The following is a 13,999-nucleotide window of genomic DNA, read 5'->3' as shown; positions in this document are numbered from 1 at the left end:
GTGTTCACCCCCTTCCAGCCTCCCCCTGCTAGCAGGGGGAGGAGCTATGCGTTGTTAGTCCTCACACACCCGCAGCGGCAACTCACCATCGGCTAACCGCGCACGCAGCGATGTGCCGGCTGCAACGCCGAGCGCCGAGCGCAGCACGCGCCCCTCGGCGTCGAACAGAATGCTGTAACCGCGTTCCAGCGTCGCCAGCGGGCTGACGGCGTGCATGGCGCGAGCGAGCTGTTTCAGGTGCAGCTGCTCGCGTTCCAGGCGGTGTTCGATGCTGCTGCGCAAGCGACGTTCCTGTTCCTGCAGCCGGCGTTGCAGCAGTGGCAGGCGCAGCCGTGGGTGGCAGGCCAGCAGTCGCGCATGTTGGCGGTCGAGTCGTGCATGGCGTCGCTGACTCTGATCGCGCATCAGGGCGGCGAGGCGATGGCGCAGATGCAGCAGTCGTTCGCGGTCGCGCTGCAGCCGCGCTTGCGGCCGTTGCGCCTGAAGACGGGCAAGCAGGTGATCGGTGCGCTGGATCAGCGATTGCAGCCGACGCTGATGCAAGGCGCCGAGTCGTTGCTGCAGCTGACGCAGATGCCGTGCGATGGCTTGCGCATCGGGTACCAGCAATTCGGCGGCGGCCGATGGCGTCGGCGCCCGCAGATCGGCGACGAAATCGGCGATGCTGAAATCCACCTCGTGACCGACCGCCGAAACCACCGGCACGGCGCTGGCGTGGATGGCGCGCGCGACCTGTTCGTCGTTGAACGCCCACAGATCTTCCAGCGAGCCGCCGCCGCGCGTGAGCAACAACACGTCGTAGCGCCCGCTGGCGGAGGCTTTGCGCAGCATGGCGACGATGGCCGGTGGCGCTTCGCGGCCTTGCACGGGCACGGGCAACACGTCCACTTCGGCCAATGGCCAGCGGCGTGACATGACGCTGAGCACGTCGCGCACGGCGGCGCCGGTGGCGGAGGTGATCACGCCGATGCGGCGCGCGAAAGCAGGCAAGGTGCGTTTGCGGCCCAGGTCGAACAGACCCTCGGCATCGAGCCGCGCCTTGAGTTGTTCGAACTCGCGTTGCAGGGCGCCTTCGCCAGCCGGTTCCATATGTTCGGCGACCAGCTGGAATTCGCCGCGTGGTTCGTACAAACCCACACGGGCGCGCACCAGCACCTGCATGCCGTCGACCGGACGAAATTTCAGATAGCCGCTCTTGGGCCGGAACATGGCGCAGCGCACCTGGGCGCCGCTGTCTTTCAAGGTGAAGTACAGGTGGCCTGATGCAGGGCGTGCCACGTTGGACAGCTCGCCCTCGATCCACACCATCGGCAGCGCATCCTCCAGCAGGTCGCGCACCAGCCGGTTCAGCGTGCTGGGCGTGAGGATGTGCCGGGAGGGCGTGGTCGGGTCGTCAGGCGCGTACATGAAAGCGCGAGACTATCACGAACGATTGGGATTACATCTGGTTGCCGCGGCATACGCAGCTGGTTTCTGAGGCAAGTAGCTCAAGTGGCTGATTATTTAGCTATTCCGCTTCGTTGATGGCCTTGATTCGCCGCTGGTGCCGCTGCCGCGCGCGCCACGCACGGATGCCGAAATTCAGCGCGAACCACAGCGCCAGCGCGGCCAGTGGCCAGCCCACCACGGCGGGCCACAGAAGGGCGACAACCGCCAGTACCAACAGGGTGACGGTGCCGGTGACCAGCGGACCGGTTTCGGTGTCGCCCAGTACGCGGCGGTCGGTGAATGCCGCGCCCACCGTGTTGGCGATACGCAGCGCGCCGGCAGCCGCGCGGCTGGAGCTTCCGCTCATACGCCCGGTCCGCGAGGGGTGCGCTTTGGCGCTTTGCACCTTGTCGGCGTGAGGGCGATAGCGGCGCGGCGCCAACATGATCTCGGTGGCGTTCGCCAGGTCGCTCTCATACTGCGTCACCAGACGGCGCGCGAAGTCCTCGTCTTCCACCGCCACATCGATTTCGCGATTGCCCAGCCAACTGGCGATGTTGAGGTTGGACGAACCCACGCGCGCCCACTGCCCATCGGCCACCGCCGTCTTGGCGTGCAGCATCGAGCCGTTCCACTCGAACACGCGGATACCGGCCTTGAGCAACGGCCGATAACCGGAACGCGACAGGCCAGCGACAATCGGGATGTCGCTGGTGCCCGGCACCAATAGGCGCACATCCACGCCATCCTTCGCGGCGGACGCCAGCGCCTGCACGTAAGGCGCGACGCCGACAAAGTAGGCGTCGGTGAGCCACAACGTCTTGCGTGCCATGGCGGCGATCATCTGGTCCAGCCGGTACATGCCAGCCGTGGATGGCTGGGTGGCGATCACGCGCAGCGCGACCGTGCCGGCTTCCGCACTGGGATCTTGGTCGAACGACGGCAGCGGGGGGCCGATGATGGACCAGCTCTGTGCAAAGGCCTGTTCGAGTTCCGCGACGGCCGGGCCATGCAAGGCCACGCCCGTGTCGCGCCAGGGAGCCATGCCGCGCTTGGCGTCGCCCAGCCATTTCTCGCTGATGCAGACCCCGGAGAGAAAGCCCTGCTGACCATCCACCACCAGCAACTTGCGATGGTCGCGGCTGATCCAGCCGAACGTCTGGCCCAGCTGCGGCGGGTTGAATACGCGTACATGCCCGCCTGCTGCCCGCAAAGGTGCCCAGAAACTGGAGCGGGATTGGCCGAGGCAACCCATCCAGTCGTAGACCACGGCGACGAACACACCTTCCTTCGCGCGCTCGACCAAGGCATCGCGGAATGCGCGGCCTACCTCGTCATCGCGGATGATGTAGTTCTCCAGCAGCACGCGATGGCGCGCCCCCCGGATCGCCGCCAGCCAGGCTTCGTAATGCGCGGCGCCGTCGATCAAAAGCTCGATGCGATTACCCGTAAGCAACGGTGCGCCAGCGGCGCGGCTCAACGCCTGCTCCGCAAATAACCGACCTGGCGGGGGCGGGAATGAAGTCCGGTTCATGGGGGGAGTGTAGGGGATGGTGTGTGGGGCCAGCGCCTTAGCGTTTGTAAGCCCCTTGCAATCCTCAGAGCTACCCACTCCTCTGCCATGTGCTCCCCCGCGTGGAGGAGCGAGGAATGACGAAGTAGGTGGGCTCCATAGGCGACAACTTCCTGAAGTCTCAGTCATGCACTCCCAATCATCCTTCTGTCATGATCCGCGCCATGTCGCCCGACCAACGTCATACCGACACCGTGGCCTGTGCCCAGCACATCGCCGAACGACTGGGACCGGACCTGCGCATGGCCGCGCCGCTCGGGTTGGGCAAGCCGCACGGTTTGCTCAATGCCTTGTACCGGCTGACCAAGGCCGATACCTCGCGCTCCATGACGCTGTATACGGCGTTGTCGCTGACCCGGCCGAGGCCGAAGCCCGGACTGGAGACGCGTTTTCTGCGCCCCTTTCTGGACCGGCACTTCGGCCTGGACGCGGAAGATCCGCACTACGCGATCGACCAGGCACGCCAAGCCTTGCCGCCCAATGTCGCGGTCCACGAGTTCTATATGCAGTCCGGCGCGTTGCTGAACTCAGGCAGCGCGCAGCGCAACTACATCAGCCAGAACTACACCCACGTCGCGCGCGACCTGGTGGTGCAGGACATCAACCTGCTGGTGCAGCTGGTGGCGCGGCGCGAGACGCCACAAGGTGTGCGCTACAGCCTGTCGTGCAATCCCGACCTGACGCTGGATTTCCTCGATCAAGCGCAAGCGGCCGGCAAGCCACGGCCCTTGTGCGTGGCGGTGGTGCATCCGGATCTTCCTTACCTCAGCGGGCACGCGGAGGTGGCGGAGGATTTCTTCGACATCGAACTTCGTCCCGACGCTATCGCACCGCTGTTCGCGTTGCCGAGGCAGCCGGTCGACCTGGCGGAGTACTCGCTGGGTCTGCATGCCAGCGCACTGGTGAAGGACGGTGGTTGCCTGCAGATCGGCATCGGTGCCCTATCCGACGCACTGGTGCATGCCTTGCTGCTGCGCCAGCGCGACAACGTCAACTGGCGGTGCGCCCTGGTGGCGATTGATTCGCGTGGCGCCACTCACGCGCTGGCAGCCCGTATGGGTGGCCTCGCGCCACTCCAGGCTGGCTTGTATGGCGCAAGCGAAATGGTCATGGATGGCTTCATGCATCTGCAGCGCGCCGGCATTCTCAAGCGGCGCAGCTGGGACAATCTGGCGCTCGAACGTGCGGCCTCCGCGGGTCGATTGACGGGCCAGGCGCCGGGCGGCCATTACCTGCGCGGCGCGTTCTTCCTCGGCACTCGCGAGTTGTATGAGTGGCTGCGCGAAACCGAGGCGGCCGATCCGGATGCGATCGACATGTGCCGCGTCTCCAACGTCAACCAGCTCTATGGCGATCATCAGGCACTGGCCAGCCTGCAGCGGCGCGGCGCGCGCTTCTTCAATACCTGCATGATGGCCACGTTGTTCGGCGCAGCCGTATCCGATGGCCTGGAAGATGGGCACGTGGTGAGCGGCGTCGGCGGGCAGTACAACTTTGTGGCGATGGCGCACGAGTTGCCGGATGGCCGCTCCGCACTCTTGTTGCGCGCGACGCGCAAGGTGCGCGGCACGGTGGAGACGAATATCCGCTTCAACTACGGCCACACCACTATCCCGCGTCACCTGTGCGACTTGTTCGTCACCGAATACGGCGTGGCCGATCTGCGCGGCAAAACCGATAGCGAATGTATCGAAGCGATGCTGGCGATCTGCGATGCACGCTTTCTGGATGCGCTGTGCGCCGAGGCCAAGTCGGAAGGGAAGCTCGCTGCGGATTTCCAGATTCCGGAGAAATGGCGCCGCAATCGGCCGGAGCATTTGCGCGAAGCGTTGGCGCCGCTGCAGCACAAGGGCCTGTTACCCAGTTTCCCTTTTGGCAGCGATTTCACCGAGGTCGAACAGCGCCTATTACCTGCGCTGAACTGGTTGCAGTCATCCAGCGCCTCCTGGCGGGGACGGTTTGCCCTGATACGCGCATTGATGCGGCGCGGTGAGGCGGCGGACGGCGAGGCGGAAGCGCTGGTGCGCATGGGTCTGGTGGGACAAGGCTCGTTGAGCGAACGACTGCAGCGTCGTCTAGTGCAAGTAGCCCTGCGGCGATCCCGGTAGGAGCGCACCCTGTGCGCGATCGTGGCGCCGGACCGCGCACCTGTCTCCTGTGCACAACTCAACGCGTGCATGAGCCTGCTTCTGCTCCCTCTCCCCGCCGGGGAGAGGGTTGGGGTGAGGGGTGGGTGCTCGCGATACCGCTCATCGTCGTCATTCCAGCGTAGGCTGGAATCTAGTGGCGTTGCCGCTCGGTGTTCGCGTTATCGCGACCTGGCTCGCCTGCGGCGGGCTTCCGTCCGCCTGCCGGCGGCCGGGTCACTTCTCTTTGTTTGGTCACGCCTGAGCAGGAGCGATGGCGAACAGCGCAGCTGGCCCGAAGGGCGGAGGGCATGGATGCCCGGAGTCAAGAGAAGTAACCAAGAGAAAGACCACCCCTCTTGCGCGCTCTACGGGCTTCGCCTGCGGGTTCGTGAGGTCTGGCCGGGCCCGCTCTTAGATGACATCGGGACACGACGTCCCTGTCGTGTCGAAAAGGAACCGCCATCCATGGCGGTCCCCCTGCGGGCCTTATCGTCCAGCCCTCACCGCTCCACAGGGGCCCCCAAAGATCAAAAGCAGAGCCTCGCTCATCGGAAGGCCATCATGTCGTGCGGGTCGAAAGAGCAGATCCATGCCGGCGCGAGATGTGTACAAGAGATAGTTTCGCGCACAGGGTGCGCTCCTACCGTCGATCTGGCGATGCTCTAAGCTTCGCAACCGATCCGGCAAAGGAAGCACCGAGGGATGGCGCTGCGCCGTTGAACGCCAAGCCGATGATCCATGCCGTCCCAGGGACTATCATTCCATCGATGCGTTTTGGCGCAAAGGAGCCGAGTGATGCGACTCGGCGCGCTATTCACTACTTCAAGACTTGTCATGTCACGCACGCTGGCCGAATGGCTGATTTATCAAGAGCACGTCAACGTGCGCAGCATCGAGCTGGGCCTCGACCGCGTGCGTACCGTATGGGAGCGCATGGGCGCGCCGGCACCTGCACGCTGGACGATCACCGTCGGTGGCACCAACGGCAAGGGTTCCACCGTGGCGATGCTGGAGGCGATGCTGAGCGCGGCCGGCCGTCGCGTGGGCTGCTACACCTCACCGCATCTGCTGCGCTACAACGAACGGATACGGATCGACGGTCGCGACGCCGACGATGAAGCGTTGATCGCCAGCTTCGAGCGCATCGAGGCCGCGCGTGGCGAGTTGCCGCTGACGTATTTCGAGTTCGGCACCCTGGCGGCGTTGGACCTCTTTGCCCGTGCCGATCTGGATGTCGCTGTATTGGAAGTGGGGCTGGGCGGTCGGTTGGACGCGGTGAATATCATCGACGCGGACGTGGCGGTTATCACCACGGTCGACCTGGACCATATGGACTGGCTGGGTCCGGATCGCGACAGCATCGGGCGCGAGAAAGCGGGTATTGCGCGGGCAGGGCGCCCGGCCATTGTGGGCGAGCTTGATCCGCCCGCAGGTTTAATCGACACACTGCACACGAGTGGCGCCAAGGTGGAGCGCGCCGGCACGGATTTCCGCGTGGAGCGCGGGGTGGCGGGCTGGCGTTGGCTGCATCGCGACGGCACCGCCTTGTCCTTGCCGGACCCGGTGCTGGTGGCGCCGGTGCAATACGCCAACGCGGCAACGGCGCTGGCCGCTCTGTATGCGTTGAAGGGCGAGGATGCGCCCGTACCGGTGCCGGCCATCGCCGCCGCTGCATCGGCTGGCTTGCGCGTCGCCAAGGTTTCGGCGCGCCTGCAATCACTGGGCGGCGATCCGGCGCTCATCGTCGACGTGGGACACAACCCGCAGGCGGCACGCGCGCTTGCCGAGTGGCTGGACGCCAATCCGGGCGGGCATGTGTATGCGGTGTACGGCGCATTGGCCGACAAAGATGTGGCGGGGGTGATCAGGGCACTGAGCTCGCGTATCCATGACTGGCAATTGGCCGGGCTTGATCGTGATACGCCACGCGGCCTGCCAGGCGAGGCGCTGGCTGACGAATTGCAGTTGGCGCTTCCAGGGGCGAGCTTTGAGGTTCACGCCACCGTGCATGCCGCGTTGGAGGCGGCACGTCAGAAGGCGCAGCGAGGCGATCGCATTCTCGCGTTCGGTTCGTTTTTCGTCGCTGCAGCCGTTCTTTCTGAATCGAATCGCTGAAGTTCTGCCGTGGTCCGCCTTCCGGGCAGGTTATAATCCCGCCTGTTTCGCGTTGCGCTTGTCGCCTTGGAGCCAGTCTTGAAAACACGTCTGCTGGGTGCCGCCGTCCTGATTGCGTTGGCGGTCCTGTTCGTGCCGATGTTCTTTTCCAGCAAACCACCGGCGGCGGGTGGCGATGAAACGGTCAGTCTGGCGATACCGCCGGCACCGGATCGCGACCTGCAGACCAAGACCATGAGCCTCACCCCGGGCGCCGCGTCGTCCTCCACCGCCGCCGCTGCGCCAAAGCCGGCCGTGACCGGTGCCGAACAGCCTGTCGCGCCGGGTGCGACGCCGGTCAGTGGCGATCAGCTCGCGACAGTGAATATCGGTTCCAGCCGTCCGCGCGACGTGGAAACCGACCCCACGGCGAATCAGAAGCCCGAGCCGACCACGGTCACCCGTGGAGCCTCGCCTTCCCAGCCAGTGATTCCGGTGCAGACCAAACCGGCTGCCACGCAGCCGGTGATCCCCGCACAAACCAAGCCGGCCGCCGCAGAGGCGGCCAGCAAGCCGCAGCCGGCCGTCGCACCCGCGCTGCCGGCCGCTACCGCAGCGCATGGTCAGTTCTCGCTCAATCTCAGCGCGTATGCGTCGGCCGCGAGTGCGCAAAGCCTGATGCAGCGCGTGCGCGGCCTGGGCTACCCGGTGTCGAGCCGTGCGATCAACCAGGGCGGCAAGCAGCTCACCCTGGTCATTGCCGGTCCGTTCGAATCCCGTGCCGCTGCCGAAGCGGCGCGCTTGAAGATCACCCAGACCATCCCCGGTGCACCGGCCCGCCTTGAAGGCAGCGCCAGCACGCCGGCCAGCGACGACGCTCCCGCCGCCGCGCCGGCCGGCGCTGCCAAGACGGCCGCCCGCGCCGGCGGCTGGGCCGTGCAGGTGGCCGCCATGGGCAGCCAGGCCGACGCCAATGCGCTGCGCGACAAGCTGCGCGCCAATGGCTTCGATGGTTACGTGGACACGGTGAACGCCAACGGCAAGCAGCTGTGGCGCGTGCGCGCCGGGCCGCAGACGCAGCGCGATGACGCCTTGCGCATACGCGACCAGATCAAGACCAAGCTCGGTCTTGGCGGCAACGTCGTCAGCGCACCCTGATCGCCTATGAATTGGGCCGACTACATCATCCTCACGGTACTCGGTCTCTCCGTCTTGATTGGCCTGTGGCGCGGCCTCATTTCCGAGGTGCTGGCGCTGGTGATCTGGGCGGCTGCCGCTTGGGTGACCTGGGCCTTGGGCCCGAGCGTATCGGCGTACTACGCACACAGTATTGATCTACCTTCGGCGCGTCTGGCCGCCGGCTACGGCACCTGCTTCATCGCCGTGTTGCTGGCCGGGGTGCTGCTGCGGTTCCTGGTGAGCCGGTTGATCGAAGGCACTGGGCTGAGCGGTACCGACCGCCTGCTCGGCATGGTGTTCGGTTTTGCGCGCGGCGTGCTGCTGGTGACGCTTGGGGTGTTCCTGATGGGGTTCACCGCTTTCACCCGCGACCCGTGGTGGCAGCAGTCGGTGTTATTGCCGCAGTTCAAGGGAGTGGCTGCGTGGCTCGGCGAGCAAGTGCCGGAGAGCGTGAAACGCTACCTGCATCCGTCCGCCGTGCTGGATCATCTCCCCGCCTTACCGGCGGTTATGCCGGGCGCTACACCAGCGCCCGCGCGTAGTACCCACGACGCCGCTGCGACGAATGGCGCGGCAGCCGAGGCAACGAATCTCTAGCTACAGGCAACAACCATGTGCGGAATCATCGGCATTGTCGGTACCACCGAGGTGGCATCGGCCCTCTATGACGGCCTGACGGTGCTACAACACCGTGGACAGGATGCGGCCGGCATCGCCACGGTCGAAGGCGCACGACTGCGCCTGCACAAGGGCAATGGCCTGGTGCGCGACGTGTTCAACCAGACCTCGATGGCTGGCTTGCGCGGCCGTATCGGCATCGGTCATTGCCGTTATCCCACGGCAGGATCGGAGGGGTCCGCCGAGGCACAGCCGTTCTACGTCAACTCGCCCTACGGCATCGCCTTTGCCCATAACGGCAACCTGGTGAATGCCGAAGCGCTGCGCCGCGAGATGTTCGAGGACGACCGCCGCCACATCAACACCGACTCCGACTCCGAAGTGCTGCTCAATGTGCTCGCGCACGAGTTGCAGATCCAGGACCGGATGGCGCTGACCCCGGACCACATCTTCAAGGCCGTGGCCGGCGTGCACGCACGCGCACGCGGCGGTTACGCCTGCATCTCGCTGATTCTCGGCTACGGCCTGCTGGCCTTCCGCGATCCCAACGGCATCCGTCCGCTGGTGCTGGGCGAGCGCGTCACGGGCGAGGGCCGCGAGTATGCGGTGGCCTCCGAGTCGGTGGCGCTGGACATCCTCGGCTTCAAGCGCCTGCGCGACGTGGCGCCGGGTGAAGCGGTGTTCATCACGGATAACGGCCAGCTGTTCACTCGCATGTGCGCCGACAGCGCCACGCACGCGCCGTGCATTTTCGAATACGTATACCTCGCGCGACCGGATTCGATGATCGAGAACGTCTCGGTCTACAAGGCACGCCTGCGCATGGGCCAGAAACTGGCCGAGAAGATCCTGCGCGAGCGGCCCGATCACGGCATCGACGCGGTGATCCCGATCCCGGACACCGCCCGTACGGCTGCCAGTGCGCTGGCCGAGACGCTGGGTGTGCCGTTCCGCGAGGGCTTCGTCAAGAACCGCTACATCGGCCGCACTTTCATCATGCCGGGGCAGGGCGAGCGCGTGAAATCCGTGCGCCGCAAACTCAATCCGGTCGAGCTGGAATTCCGCAAGAAGAACGTGCTGCTGGTGGACGACTCCATCGTGCGCGGCACCACCTCGCGCCAGATCATTCAGATGGCGCGCGATGCCGGCGCAAAGAACGTGTACTTCGCTTCCGCCGCGCCGCCGGTGCGCTACCCGAACGTGTACGGCATCGACATGCCGGCCGCTTCCGAACTGGTGGCTGCCGGCCACTCCGAAAAGGAAGTGGAGAAAGTGCTCGGCGCCGACTGGCTGATCTACCAGGATCTGCAAGACCTGATCTTGGCCGTGCAGGACGGCAACGACGAACTCAAGCACTTCGACACCTCATGCTTCTCCGGCGAATACGTCACCGGCCTGGACAAGGCCTACCTGGAGCAGATCGAAATGCTGCGCTCCGATGACGCCAAGGCGGCCCGCCGCAGCGCGTAGAACTCCAGCTCCCTCTCCCCTCCGGGGAGAGGGTTGGGGTGAGGGGCGGGTGCTCGCGATAAGCTATCAAAGAAAGCCTACAAGCCCCGCTCATCTGGCCTTCGAATGATCGACCTCCATCTCGCCGCCAAGCACTGTCTCGACGCCACTGATCCGGCCGAAAAACTGCGCCTGACGCATGCGGCATGGCAAGCCTTGCAGGCGGGTGAGCTGCGCGCCGATCCGTCATCGCCACCGCCCGAGCCCATCGGTGCACCAGGCCGTCCCGAACGGCCATTGCTAGTGCCGTCACGACAAGTGCCGCAGCGCGGCCTCGGCACGCCAGAAGGCCGCGTGGCACTGGTGCACGCGGTTGCGCATATCGAATTCAACGCCATCAACCTGGCCTGGGACGCGGTGTACCGCTTCCGCGGCAAGCCCGATGCCTACTACCGCGACTGGGCGAGTTGCGCCAACGACGAAGCACGCCACTTCGCCATGCTGTCCGAACGGCTGGCCGAGCTGGGTCATGCCTATGGCGATTTCGACGCCCACAACGGCTTGTGGGAAATGGCCGAGAAAACCGCTCATCACGACACCGCACGCATGGCCCTGGTGCCACGCGTATTGGAAGCGCGCGGCCTCGATGTCACTCCAGGCATGATCGAGCGCCTGCGCAGCGTCGGCGACGATCGCACGATCGAGATTCTCGAAGTCATCCTGCGCGAGGAAGTGGCCCACGTCGCCGCGGGAACACGCTGGTACCGCCATTGCTGCGAACGCGACGGCGTCGATCCTCGCGACACCTTCCTCGATCTGCTGCGCGACTACATGGGCCGCACCCTGCGTGGCCCGTTCAATCGGCCTGCGCGGTTGGAGGCAGGCTTCGACGAGGAGGAGCTGGATCGGCTCACGTCGCTGGCGTTGACTGGATAGTTTTCATCCAGTGCTGCCTCACTGGCGGCGCCGCATGAACCGCCGCCACAGCCAGAGCCAGATCATGAGCAGCGGGAATGCCAGGATGATGAATGGCAGTCCATAGCTGAGTGTTTCGAATGCGCTAGCGGTGCCTTCGACGAATTGATCGAATATGCCGCTGAAGGATGCGCTTAGACGGGCGCCGCGTGTTCCCGCGCCGGTCGGCCGCAAGGTCAGCGTCACCAGGTTGGTCGCGACGCGGTGCTGTTGGCCGGCGGCTGTCTGTTCCAGTTCCTGCAGTTCGTTCTCGACATTGGCCTGCTCGCGGCTCAACGCGATCAGATCGCTGACCGTGATGTCCCGTCGCGCCGCCAGTTCGTCCAGCCGCTTCTGCTGGGCTTTGAGCCGCTCTTGTTGTCGGTGGTTGTCAGCGACGGCGCCAGCGAGATCCTCGGCGGAGGTCTGCCGCTCGCCAACGTCGCCGCCTTGCGCCGCCAATGAAACCAGCGGTTCCACGCCAGTTGGCACGATGCGTAAGGTGATGGAAGCCTGGCGGGGTGATTGCTCGATGCGCAGGACGTTGCACTCGCCGAAGCGTGCCGCTTCGCAGGCGTTGCGCGTGGCGGCCAAGCGCGGGGCGATGGTCTCTGGCGGCAGCAATAGCGTGAGCCGGTGCTCGTAGGCCAGTTGTGCGCCGGCCTTGGCCTGCTCGCCGGCGATGGTCGCGGACGGAGCCACCTCGGCCTTGTGCGAGCACGCCGCCAGCAAGGGGCTGAGGAGAAGCAGAAAGAGAAGAGCCCGCATGCAGATCCGACCACGCATAGTGCATTCCTTGCGCCGAGAGTTCGGTGGATTATGCGGCAGGCACGCGGTGTTGTACTCGGCCGGTGGCCTTGTGCAGCGGGCAATAAAAAAGCCGGCACTAGGCCGGCTTTTTCATCGAATTTTGGTCGGGGTGACAGGATTCGAACCTGCGACTTCTACGTCCCGAACGTAGCGCTCTACCAGGCTGAGCTACACCCCGTGGGAGCCGCGTATCTTAATGGTCCTTTTCGACCTTGGCAACAGGTCGGGGGACTTTTGCGGCAGCTTTTGTGCCGGAGGGCGGGGTGGCCTTCTGCTAACCTATGCGGCTGTCGCCGCACGCTTGTCGTGCAAGCCAACTCCCCCTTCAAAGCAGAGGATTTCATGGCGCTTACCCCGGCCCGCACCATGCCCGGTGTACTCGAGCTGCTGCCGCTCGACCAGATCGCTTTACAGCGCATGCTCGACGTGATCCGCCGCAACTACGAGCGCTTTGGCTTCCTGCCGGTGGAGACGCCGGTGATCGAGTTTTCGGACGTGCTGCTGACCAAGACCGGCGGCGAGACCGAGCGCCAGGTGTATTTCGTGCAGTCCACCGGTGCGATGGAGCAGGGCGAGAAGCCCGATCTCGCCCTGCGCTTCGATCTCACTGTGCCGCTGGCTCGCTACGTGGCCGAGCATGAGCGCGACCTGTCGTTCCCGTTCCGCCGTTACCAGATGCAGCGCGTGTACCGCGGTGAGCGCGCCCAGCGCGGGCGCTTCCGCGAGTTCTATCAGTGCGACATCGACGTGATCGGCAAGGACAGCTTGTCGGTGCGTTACGACGCCGAGCTGCCGGCGGTGATCTACAGCGTGTTCCGCGAGCTGAACATCGGCGCGTTCACCATCCAGCTCAACAACCGCAAGTTGATGCGCGGTTATTTCGAAAGCCTGGGCGTGGCCGACCCTGAGCAGCAGACGCTGGTGTTGCGCGAAGTGGACAAGCTGGACAAGCGCGGCGCCGATTACGTGCGCGAGACGCTGACGGGTGAGGCCTTCGGTCTCAGCGCTGACGTGGCGCAGAAGATCCTGGATTTCGTCCAGGTGCGTTCTACCTCGCTGCAGGATGCCTTCGACAAGCTCGACGCGCTTGGCGCCGGCCCCGAGTCGATGGAGCAGGGCCGCGCCGAGTTGAAGGAAGTGCTGGGCATGATCCGCGACTTCGGCGTGCCGGAATCGCATTTCGTGCTGAATCTGTCGATCGCGCGCGGCCTGGACTACTACACCGGCACCGTCTACGAAACCACGCTCAACGACTACCCGCAGATCGGTTCGATCTGCTCCGGTGGCCGCTACGAAAATCTCGCCGGCCAGTACACCAAGTCGAAATTGCCGGGCGTGGGCATCTCCATCGGCCTGACCCGCCTTTACTGGCAGCTGCGCGACGCGGGTCTGATCGCTACCGCGCACAGCACGGTGGATGTGCTGGTGACCCAGATGGACGAAGCCCACTTGCCGGCCTATCTCGCGCTGGCTGGCGAGCTTCGTGGCGCGGGTATCGCCACCGAGGTGGTACTGGAGGGCGGCAAGCTCGGCAAGCAGTTCAAATACGCCGACCGTGCAGGCATCCGCTTCGTGGTCGTGCTGGGCGAAGACGAAATCGCCAAGGGCGTGGTCACGGTGAAAGACCTGCGCCGCGAAGACCAGTTCGAAGTGGCCCGCGCCGATCTGATCAAGACGCTACGCGTCGAACTGGCGCAGGCCGAGATCAACGCCTGACATGCAAGAGTGAGTGCTGAAGGGTAAAGGCGACATGGCCGCTCACTCC

Annotated in this window: 10 protein-coding genes and 1 tRNA gene; 7 read left to right on the top strand and 4 right to left on the bottom strand. The window is 65.2% G+C overall.

Features of this window, described 5'->3' with window-relative positions; genetic code table 11:
• Positions 1 to 54: 54 nt before the first annotated feature.
• On the bottom strand, positions 55 to 1,407 hold the full coding sequence (gene xseA, locus OUZ45_RS00480) for an exodeoxyribonuclease VII large subunit (RefSeq protein WP_266167905.1): 1,353 nt from the start codon (positions 1,405 to 1,407) through the stop codon (positions 55 to 57).
• Positions 1,408 to 1,507: 100 nt separating this feature from the next.
• On the bottom strand, positions 1,508 to 2,962 hold the full coding sequence (locus OUZ45_RS00475) for a phospholipase D-like domain-containing protein (protein WP_266167904.1): 1,455 nt from the start codon (positions 2,960 to 2,962) through the stop codon (positions 1,508 to 1,510).
• A gap of 203 nt (positions 2,963 to 3,165) precedes the next feature.
• On the opposite strand from OUZ45_RS00475, the gene OUZ45_RS00470 reads away from it, so the two are divergent.
• From OUZ45_RS00470 to OUZ45_RS00445, 6 genes are all read left to right on the top strand, one after another.
• Entirely contained in the window at positions 3,166 to 5,109 is a 1,944-nt protein-coding gene (locus tag OUZ45_RS00470; RefSeq protein ID WP_266167903.1) for an acetyl-CoA hydrolase/transferase C-terminal domain-containing protein, read from the top strand.
• An 855-nt stretch (positions 5,110 to 5,964) separates the two neighbouring features.
• Entirely contained in the window at positions 5,965 to 7,245 is a 1,281-nt protein-coding gene (gene folC, locus OUZ45_RS00465) for a bifunctional tetrahydrofolate synthase/dihydrofolate synthase (protein WP_266167902.1), read from the top strand.
• 78 nt (positions 7,246 to 7,323) lie between these two features.
• Positions 7,324 to 8,382 carry an SPOR domain-containing protein gene (locus OUZ45_RS00460; RefSeq protein ID WP_266167901.1) on the top strand — a complete coding sequence of 353 codons (1,059 nt, stop codon included), beginning with the start codon at positions 7,324 to 7,326 and terminating at the stop codon, positions 8,380 to 8,382.
• Positions 8,383 to 8,388: 6 nt separating this feature from the next.
• Positions 8,389 to 9,000: a CvpA family protein gene (locus tag OUZ45_RS00455; RefSeq protein WP_266167900.1), complete on the top strand. Its 612-nt coding sequence runs from the start codon at positions 8,389 to 8,391 to the stop codon at positions 8,998 to 9,000.
• Positions 9,001 to 9,015: 15 nt separating this feature from the next.
• Positions 9,016 to 10,491 (top strand): amidophosphoribosyltransferase, encoded by a 1,476-nt coding sequence (purF, locus tag OUZ45_RS00450; protein WP_266167899.1) that lies wholly within the window; start codon positions 9,016 to 9,018, stop codon positions 10,489 to 10,491.
• A gap of 105 nt (positions 10,492 to 10,596) precedes the next feature.
• Complete coding sequence (locus OUZ45_RS00445; protein ID WP_266167898.1) at positions 10,597 to 11,406, top strand: ferritin-like domain-containing protein; 810 nt, start codon at positions 10,597 to 10,599, stop codon at positions 11,404 to 11,406.
• Positions 11,407 to 11,424: 18 nt separating this feature from the next.
• On the opposite strand, the gene OUZ45_RS00440 is transcribed toward OUZ45_RS00445, so the two are convergent.
• The gene (locus OUZ45_RS00440; protein ID WP_266167897.1) at positions 11,425 to 12,192 is read right to left on the bottom strand and encodes a DUF4349 domain-containing protein; all 768 of its coding nucleotides are present in this window, start codon (positions 12,190 to 12,192) and stop codon (positions 11,425 to 11,427) included.
• Between the two features lie 143 nt (positions 12,193 to 12,335).
• Positions 12,336 to 12,412: transfer RNA gene (locus OUZ45_RS00435), tRNA-Pro, on the bottom strand.
• Between the two features lie 164 nt (positions 12,413 to 12,576).
• Here OUZ45_RS00435 and hisS point away from each other — a divergent pair.
• Positions 12,577 to 13,950: a histidine--tRNA ligase gene (hisS, locus tag OUZ45_RS00430; protein WP_266167896.1), complete on the top strand. Its 1,374-nt coding sequence runs from the start codon at positions 12,577 to 12,579 to the stop codon at positions 13,948 to 13,950.
• The last annotated feature ends 49 nt before the right edge of the window (positions 13,951 to 13,999 follow it).

It is taken from the genome of Dyella subtropica (genome assembly GCF_026283965.1).
In the GTDB taxonomy this organism is placed as follows: domain Bacteria; phylum Pseudomonadota; class Gammaproteobacteria; order Xanthomonadales; family Rhodanobacteraceae; genus Dyella_D; species Dyella_D subtropica.
This window is presented reverse-complemented; position numbering and strand designations above follow the sequence as displayed.